Raw genomic sequence first — 25,769 nt, 5'->3', positions numbered from 1 at the left:
GAACACGCCCCACCCACAGGCGCACACCACGCGGAGGCGATGACGCTTCCGTCAACGTCAGATCGACTCTGGCTTGACCTGCACCACGGGGCTCGCGATTCTCCCAGGCCATCCCGCAAGGGGAGGGCGCCTTGACGAGCTCACCGAACCCGATCGACATCGCGAACGTCAAGCAGCTCGCCACGAGCGGCTCGCCCACCCTGGCCGAGGTCGTCGAGGCGTACCTCGGCCAGCCGGATCCCAAACCGGACGTGCCGCCGCGCGAGGGGGCGCTCACCTTCACGGCGTTCCTGCAGGCGCTCTCGCGCGCGCAGGGCATGCGCTCCCCCGAGCAGCGGCGAGAGCAGTCGACCGACGCATGGAAGCGCTTCCTCGCCCAGGTCGACGCCGCGCCGCCGCCGCGGCTCGAGCTCGCGGACCTGCTCGTGCGCATCTACGAGGAGGGCACGGACGCAGGGCGCGGCGCGCTGCGCGACATCGCCACGAGCGCGCCGCTGGTCTTCGGCGCGTGGGGCGGGCTCAAGCGCATCTACAAGCTGGCCGAGGCGCGGCTCGACGCGGAGCTCTTCGGCGCGCTCGCCTTCCGCTTCGACGTCGAGCTCTCCCGCGCCCGGCGGCGCGAGGTCTCCAAGGGGACGTTGATCTACATGCGCCGCCGCGCGTGGCGCTTCCTGCGCGAGCTCGGCCGGAGCACGCCGGAGCTCTACCCGCAGTTCGCGGTCGAGGTCCTCCGCCACTACGCGCCGGGCACGAGCTTCGGCGACCTCTGGGTCGCGAACCACGTCTGGGCGCACGGCACGGGCAAGTACGACGGGCGCTCGTTCCACGGCAACGTCCCGCCGAACGACATGGTGAAGCACCGCGCCTTCGACGAGGCGTGGAAGCGATCGCCCGATCCGCTGATGCTCCTGCTCTCGACCTGCCAGGCCGATCCGCCGGCCAAGTTCGCGATCCAGGGGCTCAAGAAGGACTTCGCCGACACCCTGCGGAGCGTCACGCCCGCGTGGCTGGCCCGCCTCGCGTACCGGCCGCTGGCGAGCGCGCACGAGTTCCTGATCGAGACGCTGCTCGGCTCGCCGGAGCTCCACCAGAGCAAGCTGCGGGGCCTCGGGCTGCACGACGCGGCGCTCGCGCTGCTCGGCTCGCCGAGCGCGAAGGCGCGCACGTTCGCGATCGAGTACGCCCGCGCGCACGCGACGGACCTCGACCCGGAGCGCCTCGCCACGCTGCTCGGCTCCGAGCACAAGGACACGCGCGCCTTCGCGGCGTCGGCGCTGCAGGGCAAGAGCCCGCGCGCGCTCGGCCACGCGTTCCTGGGGCGGCTGCTCACGCACAGCGAGACCGAGGCGTGGGCCGGCAAGGCGCTGAGCGAGAGCTTCGACCGCGCCGAGCTGCCCGAGGGCTTCCTCATCGACATGCTCTACGGCGAGTCCGAGCAGAAGAAGTGGGCCGCCGCGTACTTCAAGGCCAAGTACCGGCCCGGCGAGCCCGGGGCGGGCTTCTGGGTGCGCGTGCTCGACGACCCGCGCCACGAGGACGACCACCAGGCGACGAGGTCCGCGCTCGACGCGCTCGGCAAGTACCCGATCGCGGCGATCGGGACGCCGTGGCTGCTCGGCGCGCTCACGCGCAAGCGCATCGGGTCCACGGTCGCGACCTGGCTCCAGAAGGCCGACGCGCTGCCCGATCTGACCGCCGAGGGCGTCGAGCGCCTGAAGGGGCTCGTCTTCAGCGCCGAGACGCGCGCGGTCGCGCTGGAGGTGCTCGGCAACCCGAAGATCGTGTCGCCGCGGCAGCTCACGCTGCCCTGGCTGCTCGCGCTCGCGCGGCGCGCCGATCCGACGCTGAACGGCTTCGCGCGCCGCTACCTCCTGTCGCACATGAAGCCGCAGGACTTCGACGCGGGGCAGGACGCGAGCGGCCGCGGCGACCGCGAGGCGGGCACCGCGAGGCTGTTCGCGCTCGCGCTCGGCGAGAAGGAGCCCGAGCCGATGCGCGCGTTCGCGCAGACGTACCTGCGCTGCCACCACCCCGTCCTCGGGCCCGAGCAGAGCGAGGCCAAGGAGCTCGAGCTGAAGCCGGCGCTCAAGCGAGGCGCGTTCACCGCCGAGCGGATCTGGCCCGCGCTCTCCGACAAGCGGGACGACGTCCGGCGCTTCGCGGCGCTCATCACGCGCGCCGAGCTCCGGGCGTGGGGCTACCAGACCCGCGTCTACGAGCTCGCGCACAGCGACGCGAAGGAGGTGCGCAACATCGCCTTCGACGCGCTCCGCAAGGTCGGCGATCCGTCGGCCGATCCGGCGATCGCGCTCACGCCGGAGGAGCTCGATCCGGCGCAGGTCTTCGCGCTCACGGAGAGCCTGAAGAAGAGCGCGCGCGAGCTCGGCCTCTCGCTCATCCTGAAGCACTACGCGCGGCTCGGCGGCCCCGAGCGCCTCGGCTGGCTGATGCAGAGCGCCGACCGCGAGGTGCGCCTCTTCGCCGTGCGGATGCTCTGGGAGAAGCACCGGCCGCGCGATCTGCCGCCGGGCTGGCGGCCGCGCGGGGCGCGGGGAGACGACGCCCGCCCCGCGGCGGAGCTGCCCGAGGACGCGGGGCGGTTCGCGGACGTCGAGGCGCTCCGGCGCTTCCTGCGGTACGTGCTGTCCGGGATCCCCGCAGGGAGGTCGCCGGAGCCGGGCGACGACGCGGGCTCGCGCAGGCGCCTCTCGGCGAGCGAGGCCAAGCGGCACGTGATCGAGGTCGTGCGCGATCTCGCGGTCGAGGACGCGGCGTTCGCGGCGCTCGTCGCCCCCGTCATCGCGGAGTTCACCGGGTCGATCGCGAAGGGCGAGTGGCAGGCCTGCCTGGCGGCGCTCCTGCGGCTCAAGCACGCGCACCCGGGGCTCGAGATCGAAGGCCTCGAAGCGGCCGGCGATAGCCGGGCGCTCCCGAGCGTCGGACAAGCGGCCGGCGATGGCCGGGCGCTCCCCAGCGTCGGACAGGAGAGCGCATGAGCCACGCGATCGGCCATTACGAGAAGGTCCGCGCGCTCGCGATCGGCCCACGGCTCCTCGCGGTCGGCGGCGTGCGCGCGCCGGCGCCGAGCGATGCGGGCGGGACGCGCGAGACGCGCGAGACGCGCGAGACGCAGACCACGCGATCCCCCGCCGGCGCGAGCCAGGTGACGCTGTTCGATCACGTGGCGAACAAGCCGGTTCGCTCGATCGACGTGCCCGCGCACGTGCTGGGCCTCGCGTTCGCGGGCGACCTGCTCGCGGCGGCGTGCTCCGACGGTGCGCTGCGCCTCCTCACGGGCGGCGGGGCCGACGGGCGGGCGATCGACGCGCACCCGGGCGGCGCCACGGCGATCGCCGCGGCGCCCGGCGGCGCGCGCCTCGCGACCGTGGGGGTCGACGGCGCGCTGCGGGTGTTCCGTGTCGGCGAGGGCGCCGGATCCCCTGCCCCGCAGCCCGGCGCCGCGGTCGAGATCTCGTCGTTCGCGCTCTCGGCGGCGCCGCTCCGCGCCGTCGCCTTCGATCCTGCCGGGGAGCTCTGCGCCGCGGCAGGCGACGACGGCGTCGTCCGCGTGGTCACGCTGTCGACGGGCGCCGTCCGCAACATGCCCGGCCACGACGGACCGGTCACGGCGCTCGCGTTCACGCCGCGCGACGGGCGGCTGGCCTCGGGCGGCGACGACGGCACCGTGCGCCTCTGGTACCTCGTCGGCGACGTCGAGTGCGAGGTGCGCGGCGCGGACGGGAGCGGCCACGCGGGCGGCGTCCGCGCGCTCCTGTGCCTGCCCACCCCGCCTCCGCAGGAAGACGGCAAGGAGAGCGGCGACCGCCTGCTGTCCGCAGGCGCGGACGGCGCGATCCGCATCCACCGGCTCGAGGACAAGCGCAAGCCGCGCACGCTGGAGACGAGCGCGCTGCCGCTCCACGCGCTCGCGCTCGCGCCGGCCGCCGCCGCGCGCAAAGGCGCGCGCGGGCAGGCCGCCCGCGGCGGGGCGGACGCGAAGGACGGGCTCGGCGCCGTCTTCGCCGCAGGGGACCGGCGCACGGTATGGCGCTTCCCGATCGACGCCGCCGGCGCGCCCGCGGACGGCACCGCAGAGCTCGCGCACGGCTTCGATGTCCTCGCCCAGGCGCTCTCGGGCGCGCGACCGGCCCGCGAGAGCGCCGTCAAGACGCTCGCCTCGCTCGACGAGCCCGAGGCGCTCGAGGCCGCGCTCCCCGTGCTCCGATCGGACCGCGACGCGGAGGTGCGCGCGCTCGCCGCCCGCGAGCTCGGGGAGAGAGGGCGCCGCGGCGCGCGCGCGAAGCTGCGCGAGGCGCTCGACGACGAGAGCCCGAACGTCCGCATGGCCGCGCTCGAGGCGCTCCGCGCGATCGAGCGCGACACGCCGCTCGCCCCGCTCCGGGCAGCGCTCGGCGCCCGCGCCGCGGACGTCCAGCGCCGGGCGCTCCTCGAGCTCGGGAGGCTCTACGGCAGCTCGCCGCTCATCCCGGGGCTCATCGCCGAGAAGCTCGCTGGCCGCGACGCGTCGGTGCGGCTCACGGCGCTCGACCAGCTCCAGAAGATCCACCCGGACGGCCCGCAGCCGCTCCGCGCCGCCTTCGAGCGCGGCCCGGCCGACCTCCGGGTCGAGGCGCTCATCCGGGCCGCGCTCGCCGGCTGGCTCTCGGCGCCGGAGTTCGCGCCGATCGCGGCGCGCGCGCTCGACGACGAGGACGCCGAGGTGCGCCGCATCGCGTTCGCGGCGAAGGTGATCGAGCGTCGGGCGCTCGCCCACGCGCTCGAGGCGCGCGACGAGGATCTCGGCCGCGCGGCGATCGACATCGCGCGGCGCGCGGCCGAGGTCCTGCGGCGCGCCGGCGCGGGCGGCGCGGAGAAGCCCGCGGCGAACGCGAAGGATGGGGCGAAGGCCGCGGACGAGGCGGCCATCAAGGCGGCGCGCGCCCGGATCCCCGGCGTGGGGAGCCCGGGGGCCGAGCCCGCCGAGGCCGACCTCGAGCCGCTGCTCACCGCGATGGCCTGCCGCACGCCGGACACGGCGGTGCGTGGCGCGCGCGGCCTCGCGCAGCTCGGCGACACGCGCGCCCTCGGCGCGCTGCTGCAGCTCACGCGCGAGCAGGACCCGTCGCTGCGAAGGCAGGCGGCGACCGCGCTCGCCGAGCTCCGGGACACCCGCGCCGAGAAGCGGCTCATCTGGATGCTCGACGACGCGGACGGCGCGGTGCGCGCCGCGGCGCTCGATGCCTACGCGCGGCTGGAGTCGTCGGCCCCGCTCGTCGTGGCCGAGGCGTCGCTGCGCTCGTCGCAGGAGGACATCCGCGTCCGCGGGCTCGACCGGCTCGTGGCGCTCGCCGGCGAGGGCAAGGGGCCGAGGCCGCCCGAGGCCGAGGCGCTGCTCGCCGACGCGATCGAGGACGAGTCGCCCAAGGTCCGCCGCGAGGCGTTCCGGACGCTCTGGTCGTGGCACACCTCGGATCCGCAGACGGCGCTCGACCGCGCGCAGCTCGCGCGCTTCCCCGACCTGCGCCTGCGCGCCGTCGAGGAGCTCAAGGCGCACGGCGAGCAGCCGTGGGCCGCGGAGCGGCTGCACGCGGCCATCGGCGACCGCGACGCGAGCGTGGCCCAGGCCGCGTACGACGCCGTCGTCAAGCTGCGCGGCAAGGAGGCCGCGGAGCCGCACCTCGCCGCCATGGCGTCGATCCACCCCTCGGTCCGTGAGAGCGGCGCGCGCGGGGCCGCGCACATGCCGGCGGGCGACGACGCGCGCAACGCCCTGCTCCGGCTGCTCGCCACGCGCGTGCCGGTGGGCGAGGCCGCGCGCAGCGCCCTGAGCAAGCTGCTCGAGGACGAGCACACGGGGCCGCGCATCGCCGCGATCGAGGCGCTCGACAAGCTGCTGCCAGGCGAGGCGGGGCCGCTCCACATCGGCCTCCAGTCGAGCCACCTCGACCTCCGGGTGCGCGCGGCCGAGCTCTGCGCCGTCCGGCGCGACGAGCAGCTGATCAACCCGATGCGGGCGCTCCTCGCCGATCAATCCCTCTTCAAGCAGCTGCCGATCCAGGTCCTCGGCCCGCTGCGCGCCCGCGCCGCGACCGCGCTGGCGACGCTCGGCTCGCCGCGCCTCGTCAAGTACTTCGCCACCGAGCTCCTCAAGGACGAGTACCCCGACGTGCGCGAGCAGGCCGCGCGCGGGCTCGCGATGGCCGCCCGCCGCGGCGAGGAGGGCTACCTGCTCGACGCCATGGGCCACGCCGACGTCGCGGTGCGGTCGTGGGCCGCCGACGGGCTCGCGCGGCTCGGCGACGTGCGGGCGCTGCCGGTGCTCACGGGCACGCTGCGCCACGAGCACCCGCCCATCCGCGTCGCGACGATCATGTCGTTCGCGGCGCTCGGACCCGAGGGCTACGGCGGCATGCTGCAGGGCCTCGAGGACAGCTCGCGCGAGGTGCAGGAGATCGTCTTCGCGATCGTGCTCGCGCGCGACCTCAGGGCGTTCCGCCGCGGCGACCCGCCGGACCTCCTGACGAGCGCGCTCTCGTCGCAGCGCTCCGACGTGCGCTTCGCCGCGGCGCGCGCGCTGGAGCTCCGCACCGATCCGGAGGCGTACCTCGCCCACCTCATCGAGGCGCTGATGCCCGCGCGCCCCGACACGGCGGAGCAGGGCCGCGCGGCCGACGGAGAGAAGCCCGCCGGCATGAAGGACTGGCCGCCCGAGGTCGCGCGCGGGCGCATCCTCGTCGGCCTCGCCGAGGCGCTCGCCAGCGACGACCCGCAGCAGCGCTACGCAGCCGCGCAGGTGCTCCGCATCCGGCGCAAGCCGGTCGACTACTTCCGCGAGGCGAAGCGCGTGGCCGCGCTGCGCCCCGCGGGCGCCCACGTCGTGGCGGACACGACCCCGCGCGCCGCGGAGGAGAGCGACACGAAGCCCGCGAAGGGGTGGCTCCGCCGCCTCTTCGCGCAGCCCGAGCCGACCGGGCAGAGCGGCCAGAAGCAGGGCGACAAGCCGGCCGGCGACGCGGTCCCGGAGGGCGAGCAGCGGCGGCTGCGCTGGCTCGCGTTCGGCGCGTACATGGGCCTCCTCCGGCAGGTCTCGGCGGGCGACGACGAGGCGCACCGCACGCGCCGCGACGCCATCGACCGCATCGTCGACGTCTGCGCCAAGGGGCACGTCAGCAGCACGGCGGCGGTCCCGCCGCTCGTCCGGGCGCTCGACGACCCGCACCACCTCGTGCGCAAGGCGGCGTTCGCCGGGCTCAAGGCGCTCTTCCCTGCGGGGGCGGGCGAGCCGCTCGCGCTCGGGCTCGCGTCGGCGTCGGCCGACGTGGCGCGGACCGCGCTCGACGAGATCGCCGCGCGGGGCGGCGACGCCCGCCCCGAGATCGTGCGCGCGCTGAGCTCCGCGCTGCCCGACGTGCGCCGCTACGCCTTCGAGCTCCTGGAGCGGCTCTCTCCGAAGGGCAGCCTCGATCCGCTCCTCGCGGCGCTCGGCAGCGAGCACGCCGACCTGCGCCTCGGCGTGCTCGAGCGCCTCGCGTCGTCGAGCGATCCTCGCATCGTGCCCGCCCTGTGCCGCGCGATGGAGAGCGATCACGACGACCTGCGCCTGCGCGCCGCGGAGCTCCTCGCCCGCAGCCGCGACGATCGCGCGGTCGACGTGCTCTCGGCGTTCCTGCGCGAGAGCGCGACCGCGCCTTCGGCGCGCGCGCGCAAGGCGCTCGTCGCGCTCGCGAGCGACGCGGCGGTGCAGGCGCTCGCGGCGCGCATGGATGAGGCCGCCACGCCGGCGGATCGCGCCGCGCTGGCGGGCGCGCTCGGGAGCACGCGGAACCCCGCGGCCACCGGCCCGCTCGCGGCGCGCTTCGACGACGAGGCGGCCGAGGTCCGGAGCGCCGCGCTCAAGGCGTGCCTCGAGATCGTCGACAAGGGGCGCGAGCGCGAGAAGCGCGAGACGGCGCTCGCGCTCGCGTTCCTCGCCGCCGCCACGCGCGCGAAGGACCCGGCGCTCCGCCTCGCCGCGGCGCGCGAGCTCGATCTCGGCGACGACGCCGCGCAGAACGACCTCCTTGTCGCGCTCTTCGCGGATCGCGATCTCCCCACGCGCGTCGCGGCCGTGACGTCGTACGCGAAGCGCGTCAAGGACAAGGGCGCGCCCTCGGGGCCGCTCGAGGCCGTGCTGCGCGCCGGCGCGCGCGAGCTCGTGCTGCCCGCCGCGGAGGGGGTGGCCGAGCGGGGCCTCGCGTCAGCGCTCCGGCCGCTCCTCCTCGTCGTGCGCGCGGGCGAGCCCGGGGAGCGCGAGCGCGCGCTGCTCGCGCTCGGCACGCTCGGCGACGCCCGCGCGCTGGAGGAGCTCGAGGTGGTGGCCGCCGGCGGCACAAAAGAAGCGCCCATCGAGCCGAGCATGCAGGCCGCCGCCACGGAGGCGCTCGGCCGCATCGCCCCGAAGCTGGGGAGCGCCGAGCTCCGCAAGCGCGCCTCGGAGCGCGTCGAGCAGGCGCTCAACGCGGACTCCGTCGATCTCCGCGAGTCGGCGGCGAAGGGCGTGCGCTGGCTCGGCGGCGAGCGCGCCCGGGTGCTGCTCGAGGAGCTGGTGCGCGCCGGCGACACGCCCGACAGGCTCCGCGTCGTCGCGGTGAACGAGCTCGGCCTGCTCGGCGACGGCGCGGCCGAGCCCGCGCTCGCCCGCGCGCTCGACGCGCGGAACAGCGAGGTCCGCAAGAACGCGCGCAAGGCGCTGGAGAAGCTCTTCCCTGGCGAGCGGACGCGCGTCGAGCTCCTCGCGGTCGGGAGCCAGCACGACGACATCGCCGGCCCGGCGGCGAGCTACCTCGCCGCGGAGGCCGACCCGGCCGAGCTCTTGCCCCGGCTCGCGGCGCTCAAGGACGGGAACCTGCGGCAGCGCCTCGCCATGGGCCTGCTCCGCCGCGGCGCGCTGCCGGTGGCCGCCCTCCTGCGCATGCTCGAGGACGAGCGCGCCCCGGCGCGGCAGGAGGCCGCGCGGCTCATCGCCGCCGGCACCGTGGCCGGCGATCGCGGGGCCCTCGCGGGCGCGCTCGCCGCTGCGGCGCAGCGCACCGCGGAGCGCTGGTCGTCCGCGCACGGCGACGAGCGCAGCGCCGAGGCCGCGGCGTGGCGCGAGCTCCTCTGGGCCGCGGGGCGCGCCGGCGCGACTGCTATGGCGCCCGCGCTGCGCGCGCTCCTCTCGAACGACGGCGCTCCCGGCGAGGTCCGCCGCGAGGCCGCGCGCGCCCTCGGCGCGCTCGAGTCGGCCGCGAGGTCCGCAGGGGCCGCGCCGCCCGCGGGCGCCGTGGAGGCGCTCACGGCGGCCCTCAAGGACATGGACGCCGGCGTCCGGGCCTCGGCGTCCGCTGCGCTCGCCGCGCTCGCGCCGGACGGCTCGGCCGCGATCGCTGCGGCGGTGAAGCCGTTCGACCCTGTCGCCTTCGGACCGACCGCGCGCGTCGCCTCGCCCGAGGCGCTCGCGGCGCTCGCCGCGACCGAGCCGGGCCGGCGCCTCGCGCTGCCGGCGATGCTCGCGCGCCGCGACGTCGCCGCGCTCGCCCCGCTGATCTCGCTCGCGCAGGGCAGCGGCGGCGACGCCTCCGCGCGCCTCGACGCGATCGCGGCGCTCGGCCGCGCCGGCGGCGAGCGCGCGCTCGAGGCGCTGGCCGCGCTCGCGTTCGGCAAGGAGAAGGCCAAGGAGAAGGCCGACGTCGCCGTCCGCAAGGCCGCGTACCGAGCGTACCGCCGCGCGAAGCGCAAGGCAGCGGATCCTCGCGCGGCGCGGCTCGCGTCCGCGCGCTCCTCCAGAGAGCCCGAGACCCCCGAAGGAGTCAACGCATGACGGCCGCACTCGCCCGCCCGATCCTCCTCCGGTACGCCGCGCCGAGCGAGCTCGCCGCCTCCCCGCTCCACTCGAGCGTGCGCCTCTCGCTCGACGGCGCCCGCGGCCCGGTCGGCGTGCGCGGCACCGTCCGCGACGCGGCGCTCTTCCGCGACGCGATGGCCGCGCTGGCGACCATCCTGGAGAGCGATCTCCGGTACAAGGGCCGGGATCGGACCGCGTACCTCGCCTACCTGATGAAGCAGGGCAAGAAGGCGACGGCGGCCATCTGGGAGGCCCAGAAGGCGTTCCTGGAGGGCGCCTTCCCCGACGACGCGGCGGGCCAGGGCGACGGCTCCGCCGCGAAGCCGAGGGCCTCCGGCGCGCTCGATCCCGTGCTCACGGTGCACCCGGACGAGGTCTCGATCGAGGTCTTCTCGCGCGACGAGAGCGCCTACGCCCGGCTCGCCTTCTCCAGCGACCTCTTCGAGGGCCGCGAGGCGGCCCACGGCACCGCCTTCGTCGATCTCTCGCCGCGCATCGTCGAGCAGATCGATCGCCTCCGCGCCTACGCGAAGGTGGAGCTCGACGCGGGCGCGGCGCGCGGAGACGCCACAGCAGGGCCGATTGAGCGCTCGCTGGAGGTCCCGACGACCTGGCTCCGCGGCTTCCTGCAGGTGCAGTCGGCGGCGACGCTCCCCGCCGTCTCCTGCGAGCTCGCGCCGATCGATCTCTACAACGCGCTGTTCGTGCTCCGCACCCGCAAGGCGAAGAAGCCGCCCCGCGGCCTGCGCTTCGAGCTCGTCCCCGGCAAGCCGCCGCGCCTCATCCTGGAGCCCTGGGAGATCTTGATCGAGGGCCACGGCCCTCCGTACGAGGGTCCGCCGCGCGTGGTCCGGACCTTCGGCCGGCAGCGGCTGCTCGCGCTGTCGCGGCTCCTGCCGCACGTGCAGCGCGTGCGCGCCGAGCTCCGGGGCCCCGGGCTGCCTGTCTTCTGGGTGCTCGATCTGGGCCGCGCGACGCTGACGATCGCGCTCACGGGCTGGACCGACAGCAGCTGGGCCAGCGCCGCCTCGTTCGACGCCCTGATGCCTCGCGAGGGGAAAGGCGGCGACAAGGCGCGCGCGGCGCTCGACGCGCTCGCGGGCAGGCAGCTCGCGCTCCTCCGCGAGCGGGGGCCGCTCCCGCTCGCCTCGCTCGCGGCCGGCGGAGGCGCCGAGGACGCCCGCGCGGCGCTCCAGCTCGAGTGCCTGCGCGGCCGGGTGCTCTACGACGTCGCGCGCCGCGTCTACCGCCCGCGCGAGCTGTTCGCCGATCCGGTGGACGAGCGCGACATCCGCTACAGCTCGCCCCGCGAGGCCGCGGCCCACCGCCTGCTCGGCGCGCCCGGCGCGGTGAGGCCGACCAAGGTGCACGAGATCGCCGGCGAGGGCACCGAGATCCACGGGGAGGTCGCGGACCGGGAGGCGCACCGCGACTTCGCGCCGCGGTTCACGATGGATCTCGAGGGCCGCGTCTCCGACGCGTGGTGCAGCTGCCCCACGTTCCGCCGGAGCGGCCTCCGCGAAGGTCCGTGCGAGCACATGATCGCGCTCCGCGTCGCCTACGCCCGCGAGCGCGCCGAGCGGGACGCCTTGCGCCAGACGGCCGAGGGGCGGTCGCTCATCCGCGCGGAGACGCGCACGTACGTGCGCCGCGAGGCCTCGGGCGCGGAGGTCGTCTACCGTGTCTCCCTGGACGAGCGCGTAGTACACCTGTCGTGGGGGGCGCGCGCCGAAGCGCCTCGACACCAGCGCATTTGGTTTGACACGGACGGCGAAGCGCGCGACGCGTATTTCAAGAGACTGGATGCGTTGACGTCCTCTGGGTTCGTGGACGCCGATGCGTCGTCAGCATGAGAATGGGAAGGAGGGCAAGAAAAAGAGACTGTTCGTGTTGCCAGGAGAGGTTCTGAACGCACCAGCCTCCACGCCTCGAGCGTAGGAGCGGCGTCGCGCCGCTCTGGAGGAACCGCCAGTCACTCTCCGCAAGGTAGCCTGTTCTTGGTTCTCTTCGGCTAGACGAGCCCTACGGCGTCGGGAGAGCTGAGACAACCTCGCAAACGCCGTTTCTCCCGACGCCGTAGGGCTCGTCTAGCCGGAGAACCGGTGAGGCTACCGTGCACCAAGCGATGAAGGTGATGCGCTTGGAGCCTCTCTTGGCGACATGAGACAGCGATCGACGGTCCGGCGTCCTCGGGACCGAATCGCTCCCATCGTGACTCACCACCACGCTCCCGTAGAGACATGACCGCGAAGATCGACGCGACCGTTCAAGCCCGAGCCCCCGTCGTTCTCCCCATCACGACGCCGCCTGCCCCCGGCGGCGCGGCGGCGCGCTTTCAAGCCGCCGGCGGCGTGGAAGCGCGCCGGCTCGCCCACGAGGAGCGCGTCGCCCGCTGGAAGGCGATCGACGAGGCGGGCGGGATCGACGCGTGGGTGAGCGCGGAGCTCGCGGCGAAGGGCGCCGTCGCGACCGGCGATCCCAAGGCGATGTCCGACCGGGAGCGCGCGCAGTGGAAGGAGCGCAAGAAGGTCGAGGCCAGGGAGCGCCGCTCGCTGCGCCGCCTGGCCTGGGAGGCCTACGTCGCCACGCACGTCAACCACCTCGGCGCGGGCGTGCACTGGAGCGACCGCGTCGGGCCGGACAGGCTCGACGTGCCTGGGCTGAGCGAGCGCGCGCGGGCGCACGGCCTCCCCGACCTGCCGGGCGCGGCCGAGCTCGCGACCGCGCTGGGGCTGTCGATCCCGCGGCTCCGCTGGCTCGCGTATCACCGCGAGGTCGACACGGGCACCCATTACCGGCGGTGGCACATCCCGAAGCGCGACGGCAGCGCGCGCACCATCTCGTCGCCCAAGCGGGATCTCAAGCGCGCGCAGCGCTGGGCGCTCCGCAACCTGTTCGAGAAGCTGCCGGTCCACGCCGCGGCGCACGGCTTCCTGGCGAGCCGATCCATCGTCACGAACGCCGCCGCGCACGCCGGCGCCGACACGATCGTCAAGGTGGATATCAAGGACTTCTTCCCGACGATCACGTGGCGGCGCGTGCGCGGCCTGCTCCGCAAGGCGGGCGTGGCCGAGGGTCCCGCGACGCTCGTGGCGCTCCTCTCGACCGAGGCGCCGCGGGACGTCGTGCAGTTCCGAGGGCAGACGCTCTATGTGGCCACGGGCCCGCGCGTGCTCCCGCAGGGCGCGCCCACCTCCCCGGCGATCACGAACGCGATCTGCCTGCGGCTCGATCGGCGCGCGTCCGGCCTCGCGCGCAAGCTGGGGCTTCGTTACACGCGGTATGCCGACGATCTCACGTTCTCCTTCCGCGCGCCCGAGGCGCCCGCCCTCGCCGGCGTCGCGCGGCCGCGCGCGCCGGTGGGCGCGCTGCTCCGCGGGCTCCGGGAGATCCTGAGCTCGGAGGGCTTCCGGCTGCATCCGAGCAAGACCGTCGTGATGCGCAAGGGCAGCCGGCAGAAGGTGACAGGCCTCGTCGTCAACCAGGCGGGCGACGCGGCGCCGGCGGCGCGCGTCCCGCGCGAGCGGGTGCGCGCGCTGCGCGCGGCGATCCGCAACCGGGAGCTCGGGAAGCCAGGCAAGGGCGAGACGCTCGCGCAGCTCAAGGGGCTCGCGGCGTTCGTGTACATGACGGATCCTGTCAAAGGGCGCGCGTTCCTCGGGCGCATCGAGGCGCTGGAGCGCAGCCAGCCGGCGCCTGCCGGCGAGGCGGGCCCCCACGACGCCCGCCCCGCGCTCACGTAGCGCGAGGGCTCTGGTCGCTCGAGGTGTAGCCGTCCGATCGGTGATCCACGTCTCCGTGCGGCCGGCAGCAAGGCCCGCCCATGTCCGACATGCCTGTCCGCCTGCTCGGCGAGGCCCCCGCCCATGTCCGACATGCCTGCCCGCCTGCTCGGCGAGGCCCCCGCCCATGTCCGACATGCCTGCCCGCCTGCTCGGCGAGGCCCCCGCCCATGTCCGACATGCCTGCCCGCCTGCTCGGCGAGGCCCCCGCCCATGTCTGACATGCCTGCCCGCCTGCTCGGTGAGGCCCCTGCCCGGTAGCCGTACCACGGGTTGTCCGAGCCTCCGTGCCCTCGCAACTCCAGCGCGACGGCGTGGTGGTGACGCGAGAATGCCTCGACTTGCTGCGCCACCACGATCGCCGTCCGTGACCATCCCGGGATCATGACCAGGGGCCTGCCTCTGCCAGCTTCGAGGTACCGCAGGGTCACGCCGTCGTGGTGGTAAAGCACCCGGCATCGACGTTGCGGCCGGCCGCCTCGGCGTCGCGCACTATCGGGTGAGCGACGGCTGAGGCGCCGATCACATCGATCCTCAGAGAAACAAACCGCCAAGCGCGCCAAGGACGCCAAGAAGATGACAAGATCTCGGCGTTCTTGGCAGTCAAAATTCTGCCCTATCCAGGAGTTTTCAATCCGTCCGTCGGGCAAAAAGCGCGAGCCCTGTCTCGACGCTGGACGGAGGAAGGAGCGGGATGCCGCCGGCGTATATGCGCCATGGCCCATCCCGACAAGGGAGTGGCGAATCGGCCCATCACGGCCGTTGCGCGACGAGACAACAGCGCTCCCACGCTGCACGAGGGCACTCGCCGACAGCGTCGAGCGGGCGGCCCCTGGCTTGCGTGAACCACGCGTGAGGCCATGCCGCTGTAATGCTGCTCTCTCCGCAAGGCGCCTGGACATTGCAAGTGTGGAATGGATAGGATGGTCGGCTATGCGAAAGCCATCTGCTCGTCTCCTTGCGCTTCCGGCCGTCCTGCTCTTCGGCGCCCTGCTCTCGGGCTGCCCCAACCCGAACTCCTACGGAACCCCGCGGACCGTGGCGCCCGGCAAGATCGCGCATTCGGTGTCGCTCGAAAGCTTCGGCTACATCGGCGAGACCGCCGAGCTCGTGGAGAATCCGGACACCGGACAGGCGGAGCCGAGGACGAGGACGATCAGCGGGTTCCTGCCGACGCTGCCCTCGTATCAGCTCCGAGCCGGTTTAACGGACATCCTCGACCTCGGGGCCCACGTCCATAACCTCAGCTCGTTCGGCGTCGATCTCAAGGTGAACCCGGTTCGCGGCGTCTTCGATCTCGCCGTCGATCCGGGGGTGCAGTACTTCTACCTCTCGTCCAACGACGCATCGGTACACATCGTCTACCTTCACGCGCCGGTGATGCTCGGCGTGAACCCCACGGACTGGTTCTCGATCGTGGTGACCCCCGGCGTCACCTACGGCCTCGCCTCGGGTGATATCACGGACGACAACGAGGCCGCCTCGACCGCGGATGGCCTCCTCCTCCGAGGCAGCCTCGGGTTCCAGTTCCGGACCTCCGAGAGCTTCGCTATCCACCCGGAGCTCACGATGATGAAGAGCCTCGAGGGGCCCGGGGTCGTCTACAACTTCGGCATCGGGTTCAACTTCGGCGCGCTGCCGAGCTACAAGGACCTTCAAGAGCCGATGTGACGCGTCCGCCGAGCTAGCGGGCTGGGCCGGTCGTCGAGAAGAGGCGGATCGCGTCCTTCGGGGTGCGCATCGTGACCATGCTCGAAAGATCGATGCCGAGCGAGGTCATCGTGTGCGCGACCGCCGGCTGGATCCCCGTGACCGCGCGTGCTCCCCGCGAGCGGACGACGCTCTACGAGGTAACGTCGATGTCCGATGTGTCTCTTCGTGTCGCCGCGAGGTCACCCTCGATTCGAGTGCTGCCCAGCAGAGGACGCGGACGGGATCCGCCCGACCGCGAGCCCGTGATGCCTCATGCAGAAGAGCAGCCCCTCACGCAGGTTCCCCAGCGTGATGAACGACGATAGATCGACGCCGATGGACACGACGGTGCGCGCCACCTCGGGCCGGATCCCCACCAAGATGCCCTTCGATCCGACGAGCTGCACCGCGCGGATGAGCCTGATGAGATGGTCGGCCGTGCTCGCGTCGACCTTATCGACGCCGGTCAGATCGATGATGACATAGCGGCAGGACGTGCGGACGACGGCGTTGAGGAGGACATCCATCATCTGCTCGGCGCGCTGCGTGTCGATCGAGCCGAATACAGGCATCGACAGCACGCCCTCCCATACCTCGATGATAGGCGTCGACAGTTGCTGAATGGCGGCCTGCTGGTCCTGGATGATGGCCAGCTTCTCCGCCAGCGTCGCCTCGGTCTCTTTGCGGTCCGTGACGTCGAAGAGGAAGCCGCCGAGCGCCATCTTGCCATCCTCGCCTGCCGTCGAGCTCACGACGTTGTGCAGCCATACGACCCGCCCGTCCGCCGCTCGCAAGCGAAACTCGAAATCGTCGTCAGCGCCGACCGCGTCCGTCTGGAGGAAGCGGGGAAGGACCCGCTCGCGATCCTCCGGATGTACGTGCTCGCCCAGGAAGCCGGCGTCATACCACGTGTCCTGTGGGTACCCGAACATCTTCACGACCTGCGGGCCGACGTAGGTGAACCGTGCGGCCGTGCGATCGGCCTCCCAGGGGATGACGCTCGCCGTCTCGACCAGCCTCCGAAGGCGATCCTCGCTTTGCCGCAGCGTCGCCTGGGCCAGCTTTCGATCTGCGTTCTCCTGGGCGAACTCCGCGTGTAGCGTCGCGTTCTCGATCGACACCGACGCCATGAACTCGAGCAACACGAGCCGTCGAGGCGTGAACACCCCCGCGGCGAGCCTGTTCTCCAGGTAGAGGAGGCCGGCCAGCGCGCCCCGCCGGAAGATCGGCATGCAGAGCAGCGAGCGCGGCCTCGCGCGGACGATGTACTCATCGGACGAGAACGCGCTGTCCTTCGCTGCGTCGTCCAGGGTGACCTTCTCCCGGCTGCGCTTCACGTAGTTGAGCACCGACGCCGGGAAATCGGACACGCTGACGCTCGCGTCCTCCTCGCGCCCGACCACCCGGACGTTGGTCTCACGATGATCCACTCGGGCCTCTGCCACGAGCGCGAAGCCCTCTCCCTCGGGCGTGAACAGGCACGCCTTCTGCGCGCCTGCGTGCTCGATGACGATGCGCATGAGCGTCGCCAGGAGCTTGTCGGGCCCCATTTCGCTCGAGAGCGCCTGGGATACCTTCACCGCCGCGAGCGTGTCGAGCTGCTCCGAGCTCGTGTCCGCGCTGCCATGGGCCGCCGGGGAGATCGGCGCGTCCTTATGCGCGAAATGCGGGGCGTACATCCGGCCGAGCTGAAGCACCTTGCCTTGGGCGCCCCAGCGCGTGAAGCAGGCCTCGGCCCCCGCGAGGTACATGGACGGGAGAAGATCGAATTCTCGGTCGATATAGTACCGCGCCGCGAGCTCGGAGCTCACGCCTTCGTTCTGCGCAAAGCCGCCCTCGCGGAAGGCGCGGATGGACTTGTCATAGAGCTTCGCCGCGTCTCCGTCTCTGCCCTCGATACGCGCGATCTCCGCGGAGACCAGGGCGTGCGTGCCGAGGAAGTTCGCGGGGCAGCTCTCGGCCCACACACGCAGCCTCGCCTCGCTCGCGGCGAGGCGCTCGCGGAGCTCCTTCTGCTTCTCGATCGTGGCGTGTTTGTAGAGGGCCGCCGCGCAGAGGGCAGCATAGTAATAATACTCGTGGACCAGGATGGTCTCCGCGGTGGCCGTCCAGAGGAGCCCCTTCGCCGCCTCGCCCGCGGCCTCCGCCTCCTCGTATTCGCCCGCGATGAACCGCGCCTGGAGCTTGTTCACCTGGTAGAAGAAATGGACGAGCGGGATGTTCTCGGTGGCGAGGTGCTTCTCATAATCTGCCTCGACGAAATCGCCGCCGCTGAACGTCCCGAGGCGGTCCGTCAGCCCGCGCATGGCCAGCGTCAAGCGCTGGACGCTTATCATGACGTCGGCCGCGAAGGTCATCTTCGCGTTGATGATGAAGTCGGCGCTGCTCACGGCCGCGGCGTGCACGGACTCCAGCGAGTCTCCGCGGACGAGCATTCCAAAGACGTATTGCAGGAGGTTGAAGCAGGCGTACGCCGAGTTCCCGAGCTCGCGGCCCGTCACGAAGCCAATATGAGCGTATTCGACCTGCATACGCACGTGCTGGGTCCAGATGCAGATCAGACAGGCGTGCGTCTGGAAGACCTCCGGCTTGAACGCGATGAACCCGTGCCTCTCCGTGAGGTCGCACGCGAGCTTGCCGAACTCGTAGCCCTCCTGGTACGCGGCGAACTTTGCGCAGAGCGCCGCCCCGAACGACGCGTACCCCATGGTCGACGCCGGAGCGTTGCCGTGCAGCACGCTGAGCCTCACCATCGTGCCCACCACGAGATCCGTGAAGCTCGGATCGACGTAGAACGCCGAAGGGTAGATCCACGCCAGCGTGCTCATCGTGGAGGCCATCTCCGGATCCGTCATCACGGGCAGATCGAGCAGATCCTCGATACGGCGGCCCTTGACGAGGTCGCGCACCTTCTGAAGCTCTGCGAGCACCACCTCCTTCTCAGGCTTCGTGCGGAGCTCGACGCCAAAGAGCCCCACACACTCGATACAGAGGGCGATGCCTTTGTCGTTCTCCCCCCGCGCGAGGCAGATCTGCATTCGAAGCCGATAGAAGGTCGCCTTGTCGAGCTTGGTCCGGGCACGATCGACGTTTGCGCACTCCCGCTCCGCATCGTCCAGGTTGCCGCTCAGGAACAAGCACTCCGCGAGCTCCGTGTGGAGCTCGCGCGTGAGCGCGTAGTGGGTGTCCCAGCTCTCCTCCGAGAGGAGCGAGGACGCGGCGGACAGGTAATTCACTGCCGAGCGGTACGCCGAGGACGCCTTGGCCCTCTTTCCCGCCATCAGATTGAGCTCAGCGAAGCGGGTCTTCTCCTCGACGCCGCCGATGAGCGAGGCGCCGAGGTTTATCTGGTTGACAATATCGAAGATCTTCTCCGCGAGCTCCTCCTTCTTTGCCCTCTCGAGGAGCAGCCGCCCGATCTTGAGGTGCACCTCGCCGCGCGTCTCCTCGGGGATGAGCGTATAAGCGGCCTGTTGAACGCGGTCATGCAGGAACTTGTAGCCGTCCCGCCTGCTCAGCAGGAACCCTTCGCTGACGGCGGGCTCGAGGTCGGCGCGCGTCTCCTCCAGCGACTTGCCGCAGATCATCGCGAGGACGTCGTCGCTGAGCTCGTTGCCGATGCACGCCGCGAGCTTCATCGAGGCCTGCGTCTGCTCGGGCAGGCGCAAGAGCTTGCCCACGAGGAGCTCGACGACGTTCTCCGTGTAGTTCTTCGCGCTGATCGCGTCGACATCCCAGATCCACCCGACCACCGGGCCCCGGAAGCCGACGAGCCCCTCGCGGTAGAGCTCGCCCAGAAACTGGGTCGCGAAGAACGGATTGCCTGCAGTCTTCCGGTTCAGGAGCTCCGCGAGCTGCGCGGCGCGGGCAGGAGAACAGCGGAAGGTGTCGGCGACAAGCTCGGTCAAGCTCGCGAGCGACAGGGGTCCGAGCGAGAACTCGGTGACGCGTGCCTTCGCGCTCCGGATCGCGTCCACCGTCGTCGTCAGGGCATGCGACGGGCCGACCTCGTTATCGCGGTACGCGACGATAACAAGGAGATGCCGCGTCTCAGGGTGAGTGATGACGTGCTCGAGGAGCTTGAGGCTCGCGAAGTCCGCCCATTGAAGATCATCGAGGAAGAGCGCCAGCGGGTGCTCGCGCTGGGCGAAGACGCCGATGAAGCTCCGGAACACTGCATGGAAGCGGTTCTGCGCCTCCGTGCTCGGCAGCGGCGCGACGTCGGGCTGCTTGCCGATGAGGAGCTCCACCTGCGGGATGATATCGACGATCAGCTTTGCATTCGCGCCGAGCGCATCGAGGAGCTGCCGCTTCCACGCGCCGAGCTGCGCCTCGTTCGCGCTCAGAATCTGACGGGTCAGCTCCCGGAACGCCTGGCTGATCGTGAAATAGGGGACGTCCCGCTTGTACTGGTCGAATTTGCCCTGGAGGAAGAAGCCCCGCTCGCGGACGATAGGCCGGTGAACCTCGTGAACCAGCGACGATTTCCCGATCCCCGAGTACCCGGAGACGAGCGCGAGCGCGGCCACGCCGTCCGCGACCACTCGCTCGAAGGCCGCCAGGAGTCGCGCACAGTCCGCCTCTCTGCCATACAGCTTCGCCGGGAAGCGCAGCTCGTCCCACACATCCTTCGCCCCGAGGCGAAAGGGCTCGATGGTCGCCTTGGCCTCGAGCTCGGCCAGACAGTGCTCGAGATCGAGCGCGAGCCCCCGCGCGCTCTGGTAGCGATCGTCCGCCTCCTTGGCCAGGAGCTTCATCACGATGGCGGCGATCACCGGCGGCACGCCCGGGGCCGCCTCGGTGAGGGGGCGCGGAGCCCTGGCGACGTGGCAATGAACCCACTCGAGGACGTCCATGGCGACCAACGGAAGCTCGCCGGACAGCATCTCGTAGAAGGTGACGCCGAGGGAGTAGAGGTCCGCGCGGTGGTCGACCGGCCGGTTCATGCGCCCCGTCTGCTCGGGCGCCATGTACGGGAACATCTCGGCAGAGACGCTGAGCTCGTCGCTTCGGCTTCGAAGACCCTTGCGGCTCGCGCCAAACGTCGGCTCCCGCAGCTTCACCGCTCCGCCCTCGCCGCCTCCGACGAGGTTCTGCGGGCGGATGTTCTGGTGAATGATGTTTCTCTCGTGGAGCTCTGCGAGCGCGGATGCAAGCTGAATACCGGTAGTGATGAATTGCTTCGAGTCCACTTGTCCTCACCGGCACAGAACGACAGTCGACTGTGCATCCGCAGATCACGGCTAGAGTTCGACATCGACTAGTAGGCGCAACACGACGCCACTGTCAACAGAGGTTCGCAGCAGTGACGATTTTGTGCGCCGGAGGTGGATCGTCGGCGTCCTCGGCTCCCCGACCGGGGAGCCAACAGGCTTCCACGGTGAACATCGCCGGCATCATCACATCTGGGATGCCTGATCGAGGCACGCCGTGAGACGCTCGGCGAGGGGTGCGACGTGCGGCGCGAAATGCATGGTGATGTGGTTTCCTTCCGCATCGTGGATGTCGACCCCCCCGGAGGTGAGATCGATCCACGCGAGCTCCGGGGTGTTGGGGGTCACGGAGTCGCGCTCGCGAGCACGGAAAAAGGTGATGCGCCCAGGATACGGCCTCGGAGCGTAGGCCCTCAGCGCCTTCACGTTCATCTTGAAGAGGTCCAAGAACGGTCGAAGCTCGTCGACGCCGAAGTCCGACGGCAATCGGACAGCCTGACGGCCATGCTCGAGGAAGTAACGCATGCGCTCGTCCGGATCGAGCCGCCTCAGGTCGTCCGGCGAGACCGTGAGCTTCGCACCTGCGCCAAGGAAGTAGGATAGGATGGCCACCTCATCCTCCTCCATATCCGGGGATGGCAAGTGGCCCGGCCCGCCCGCGTCGAGGAGAGCGAGGAGCGCCACATCGCGGCCCAGGCCGCGGAGCACCTGGGCCATTTCGAACGCCACGATGCCGCCGAACGACGAGCCACCCAGATAATACGGCCCCTCGGGGTCGAGCGCGCGGACCGCGTCGACATAGCGCGCCGCCATCTCCTCCACGCTGAAGAGGGGGACCGACGCCCCGTCGAGGCCGGACGCCTGAACGGCGTAGACAGGCTGATCCGGCGGGAGGAGCTGAGCCAGCTCACGATAGATATAGACGTGCCCGCCGGCGGGGTGCACGAGGAAGAGCGGGGGCTTCGTGCCGCCGCGCCGGAGCTCGACGAGGTTCTTGGGGAGCTCGCGCGCTGCGTGGAGGGTCGGCCCGGGCGACGTGCTCGCGTCCTCGAGCGACGCGGAGAGCGACGCAATGGTGGGCGACTTCAGCAAGCTGTGTTGGTCGAGCGGCTTCTGGAGAGATTGGCGCAGCTTCGAGATGAGCTGGACCGCGATGAGCGAGTCGCCGCCGAGCTCGAAGAAGTTATCGTGAACGCCTGCGCGATCGATGCCCAGCGTATGCTGCCAGACCTCGGCGATCGTGCGCTCCATCTCGGTCCGGGGCGCGACGTACGCCGTCTTCAGCGAGCGCCGAGCGACGAGGGCCCCCGCGCCGCCCTGGCCGTCTCGGCCGCTCGGGGTCTCTCCTCGCGCCTCCGCCGGCGCGGCCGCGAGCGCCGCCTCCGCGGGCTTCTGCGCGACGATCAACGAATAATCCGAGGCGCTCCTCCTCTCGCCGCTCCTGGGAAAGGCGTGGACGCCCCGGAAGCCCTGCCGCCGAAAGACGCCTTCCCACCCCGCCCCGTTCAGCATCGGGGAGTGTGGCCTGATGTCCTCATCGGCGAAATACCAGAGCCCCTCCTCGAGCCCCCATATCATCGTATGCCACCGCTCGAGGTGCGAGGCTTCGAGGAGGAGCACTATACCGCCGGGCGCGAGCAGCTCCTTGATATGCCCGACCGACTCGTCGAGCCTCCTCGTCGCGTGGACGACGTTGAACGCCAGCACGATATCGTAGCTGCCCTGCTCGTACCCCTGCTTCGCCGCGTCGGCCGAGATGTCGAGGACGCCGAAGCGCATGAAGTCGATCCCCAGCTCGACAGCCCGGCGCCTCGCGTTGACGACGAAGTAGTTCCCGATGTCAGTGAACGTGTATTCGATGTCGCGCCCCCGCAGGCAGGGGATGAGCGGCCAGGTCAGGTGCCCGGCGCCGCCTCCTAGCTCGAGGATCTTCAGCCTGCGGCCGCCCGCCCTCTCCAGGACGTGGGCGAGCACCTCCCTCGTCAGAGCCTGGTACATGGGCGCGCGCGAGAACCGGAGCCCATTCTTGATCATCGGCGCGAGGAGATCGGCGCCCCCATCGGGGTGGAGCACCTCGATGGGATTCATGTCGCCCGACAGGGCGCGCCCGTAGCTGCCGACGCAGTAATCAAGGAGCCCGAAATCGCCCCGGAAATCGGGGTACAAACGGCAGAGCTCCTCCGTCAGCGCGGCCGGGGCCGGCACGTCGCGCTCGCTCGCCAGGAACGTGATCGTGTCGCCGTTCACGCCGACGATCCCGTCGTCCGCCAGCGTCTTCACGAAGAACGCGAAGAATTTCTCATACTGCGGCGTGATCCTGAGCCGGGTCAACAGATCCCGCCCGTCGTGCTCGCTGCCGCGGCTCGTATCGACGCCGCCTGCGCGGAGGAAGGCGCAGATATGGCTGGCGCATATCCTGTGCGCCAGGTCTCGTAACCCTGCCGGCAGCGCCTCCGGCTTCGCGTCCTGCTCCAGAAAGGCCTCCAGCCGATCGATCGCGGTGGCCTCCACGTCCATATCGATCGTCGGCCGCGCGAGCGGCGCGGCAGCCGCGCCGCTGCCGCGCCGCTGCGCCGGAGGGTCAAACCAGTAGCGCTGCCGCTCGAAAGCATAGGTCGGCAATGGCACTCGACGGCGCCGCTCGCCGCGGTAAACACCCTCCCAATCCACGAGGACCCCCTGGACCCACAGCGCTCCAAGCGCCTCCATGGTGCACGCCGAGCCCTGCGTGGAGGCGCTCGACGAGCTGAGCGAGCTCTGGACGATCTGCCCCGGGGGCGCGCCTGGATGGCGCCTCGCGAGGTTGCTCAACGTGGCGCCCGGACCCACCTCGAGCAGCGCCCGCGTGGGGTCGCTGAAGAGCCGCGACAGCCCGTCGGCGAAGCGCACCGTGTGGCGGAGGTGTCTTGCCCAGTAGCCCGGATCCGTCGCCTCCCCCGCGGTGATCCACGCGCCCGTGACGCTGGAGAGATAGGGGATCGCGGGCGCCGAGAGCCTCCGCCGCTTCACCTGTTCAAGAAAGGGCGCGAGGACAGGATCCATCATCGACGAGTGAAACGCGTGGGAGGTGCGCAGGCGCCGCGCGCCCACGCCTCGCTCGGAGAGCCTCCTCTCGAGCTCCGCCACGGCGCCCAGGGGCCCCGAGAGGACGGAGAGAGAGGGGCCGTTCGACGCCGCGAGGGACACACCGTCCGTCGCGAGCGCCAGCGCCTCGGCCTCCGGCAGCGCGACCGCGATCATGGCGCCAGGGGGCAGCTCCTGCATCATGCGTCCTCGCGCGGCGGCGAGCGACAGGGCGTCCTCCAGGGTGAGCACGCCGGCGACGCACGCCGCCGCGTATTCACCGATGCTATGGCCGATCATCGCCTGGGGGCGCACCCCCCAGCTCATCCAGAGCCGGGCCAGGGCGATCTCGATCGCCACGAGCGCGGGCTGGGTGATGGCGGTCTGATCGAGCCTCCTCGCCGCGCTCTCCGCCTGCGCTTCGCTGGGATAGAGCACGCTCCGCAGATCGAGGCCGAGCGCTGGGGCGAGGATGTCTGCGCATCGATCGAGCTGCTCGCGGAACGCGCCCTCGTCGCGGTAGAGCTCCGCGGCCATGCTCACGTGCTGCGCGCCCTGCCCAGGGAACATGAAGACGACCGGCCGCGCCGAAGCCGCCTCCCGGCACGAGAAGACACGGGCCGGATCCAGCGTGGATAGGGAGAGCGCCGCGTCGCCCGCCTCCTCGCACAGAATAACCCTCCTGTGCGCGTACGCCCTCCGGCCCACCGCGAGCGTATAGGCGGCGTCGGCCAGATCGAGAGCTGGATCCTGCTTCAGGCGCTCGCCGAGGTTCGCCGTCATCTTCTCGAGCGCGTCGGCCGTCATCGCCGATAACGCGAGCAGCTTCCAGGGCCTGGACACGCCCGACGGCTCCGCGGGAGGGGCCTCCTCGAGGACGACGTGCGCGTTGGTGCCGCCCATGCCGAACGAGCTCACGCCCGCCCTGCGCGGCGCCGGCCCGGCCCTCCAGCTCGAGAGCTTCGCGTTGACATAGAACGGGCTGGCCGCGAAGTCGATCGCCGGGTTCGGTGACTCGAAATGAAGCATCGGCGGGAGCTCCTTGTGCTTGAGCGCCTGTATCGCTTTGATGAGGCCCGCTACTCCGGCCGCCGCGTCCAAATGGCCGACGTTCGGCTTCAAGGAGCCAACGGCGCAGAACCCCTTCCGCTGGGTGCCCGCGCGGAACGCCCTCGTGAGCGCCGCAATTTCAATCGGGTCCCCGAGGGCCGTCCCCGTGCCGTGCGCCTCCACGTAGCCGATGGTCTCCGGGGAGACCTCCGCGGCCTCGATCGCCTGCGCGATGGCCTCGGCCTGGCCCTCCACGCTCGGCGCCGTGTAGCCTACCTTCGAGGATCCATCGTTGTTGATGGCCGAACCCTTGATCACGGCGTGGATGTGATCGCCGGCGTCGATCGCGTCCGAGAGCCGCTTCAACACGACGACCCCCACGCCGCTCCCGCCCACCGTGCCGCGCGCTCTGGCGTCGAACGCGCGGCAGTGCCCGTCGGGGGACAGGATCATCCCCTCCTGATAGAGATACCCCGATCGCTGCGGGACGCTCACCGCGGCTCCTCCGGCGAGCGCCATATCGCATTGATAGGTCAAGAGGCCGTGGCAGGCCATGCAGACGGCGACCAGGGACGTCGAGCACGCGGTCTGGACCGCGACGCTCGGCCCACGGAGGCCCAGTTTGTACGAGACCCGGGTCGCGAGGAAATCGCCGCCGTTCGCGAGGAAGACCTGGTATTCCGTCACGCGCCCGCGAATTTCCTCGTTCTCATGAATGTTCTTGAGGAAGTACGTGCTGCTCCCTCCGCCCCCGGCGTAGACGGCCGTCGCGCCGCCGTACCTCTCCGCGGAGTAGCCCGCGCTCTCCATCGCCTCGAAGGCGTGCTCCAGGAACAGGCGGTGCTGCGGGTCCATCATCTGCGCCTCCGTCGGGCTCACCCCAAAGAGAGCCGCGTCGAAGAGCTCGATGTCCGGGAGGACCCCCTTCGCTTTTACATAGTCCGGATCGCGTAGCGAGGCGGCATCGACCCCCGCCGCGAGGAGCTCCTCGTCCGAAAAGAACGAGATGGACTCCACCCCGTCCCGCACGTTCCTCCAGAGCTCATCCACGTCTTTCGCGCCGGGGAATCGACCGGACATTCCGATGATGGCGATACCGTCATTCAT

7 protein-coding genes are annotated in these 25,769 nt (G+C 71.6%); 5 read left to right on the top strand and 2 right to left on the bottom strand.

The features are described 5' to 3' along the window. Positions 1 to 131: 131 nt before the first annotated feature. The 5 genes from WMF14_RS11125 (at position 132) to WMF14_RS11105 (ending at position 15,315) form a co-directional block, all read left to right on the top strand. Positions 132 to 2,996, top strand: a complete 2,865-nt coding sequence (locus WMF14_RS11125) for a hypothetical protein (RefSeq protein ID WP_437800714.1) — start codon at positions 132 to 134, stop codon at positions 2,994 to 2,996. Further along, complete coding sequence (locus WMF14_RS11120; RefSeq protein ID WP_437800712.1) at positions 2,993 to 9,838, top strand: HEAT repeat domain-containing protein; 6,846 nt, start codon at positions 2,993 to 2,995, stop codon at positions 9,836 to 9,838. The genes WMF14_RS11125 and WMF14_RS11120 overlap by 4 nt, the downstream gene beginning before the upstream one ends. Beyond that, the gene (locus WMF14_RS11115) at positions 9,835 to 11,715 is read left to right on the top strand and encodes an SWIM zinc finger family protein (protein WP_437800710.1); all 1,881 of its coding nucleotides are present in this window, start codon (positions 9,835 to 9,837) and stop codon (positions 11,713 to 11,715) included. The genes WMF14_RS11120 and WMF14_RS11115 overlap by 4 nt, the downstream gene beginning before the upstream one ends. 387 nt (positions 11,716 to 12,102) lie before the next feature. Continuing rightward, positions 12,103 to 13,605: a reverse transcriptase family protein gene (locus WMF14_RS11110; RefSeq protein ID WP_437800708.1), complete on the top strand. Its 1,503-nt coding sequence runs from the start codon at positions 12,103 to 12,105 to the stop codon at positions 13,603 to 13,605. A 972-nt stretch (positions 13,606 to 14,577) separates the two neighbouring features. After that, entirely contained in the window at positions 14,578 to 15,315 is a 738-nt protein-coding gene (locus tag WMF14_RS11105) for a hypothetical protein (protein ID WP_272101597.1), read from the top strand. Positions 15,316 to 15,536: 221 nt separating this feature from the next. Here the strand turns inward: WMF14_RS11105 and WMF14_RS11100 are convergent, their stop codons facing one another. Both WMF14_RS11100 and WMF14_RS11095 read right to left on the bottom strand, forming a co-directional pair. Continuing rightward, the gene (locus tag WMF14_RS11100; RefSeq protein WP_437800706.1) at positions 15,537 to 20,528 is read right to left on the bottom strand and encodes an AAA family ATPase; all 4,992 of its coding nucleotides are present in this window, start codon (positions 20,526 to 20,528) and stop codon (positions 15,537 to 15,539) included. Between the two features lie 207 nt (positions 20,529 to 20,735). Continuing rightward, complete coding sequence (locus WMF14_RS11095; RefSeq protein WP_437800704.1) at positions 20,736 to 25,769, bottom strand: beta-ketoacyl synthase N-terminal-like domain-containing protein; 5,034 nt, start codon at positions 25,767 to 25,769, stop codon at positions 20,736 to 20,738.

This window comes from Sorangium sp. So ce693 (genome assembly GCF_051521375.1).
Classification (GTDB): Bacteria; Myxococcota_A; Polyangia; order Polyangiales; family Polyangiaceae; genus Sorangium; species Sorangium atrum.
The sequence above is the reverse complement of the archived record's forward strand: the minus strand, read 5'-3'. Positions and strand labels throughout refer to the sequence as shown.

Coding starts and splice junctions, on each gene's coding strand:
- WMF14_RS11120 (WP_437800712.1), top strand. CDS start 2,993: ATGAGCCACGCGATCGGCCATTACGAGAAGGTCCGCGCGCTCGCGATC.
- WMF14_RS11115 (WP_437800710.1), top strand. CDS start 9,835: ATGACGGCCGCACTCGCCCGCCCGATCCTCCTCCGGTACGCCGCGCCG.
- WMF14_RS11110 (WP_437800708.1), top strand. CDS start 12,103: ATGACCGCGAAGATCGACGCGACCGTTCAAGCCCGAGCCCCCGTCGTT.
- WMF14_RS11105 (WP_272101597.1), top strand. CDS start 14,578: ATGCGAAAGCCATCTGCTCGTCTCCTTGCGCTTCCGGCCGTCCTGCTC.
- WMF14_RS11095 (WP_437800704.1), bottom strand. CDS start 25,769: ATGAATGACGGTATCGCCATCATCGGAATGTCCGGTCGATTCCCCGGC.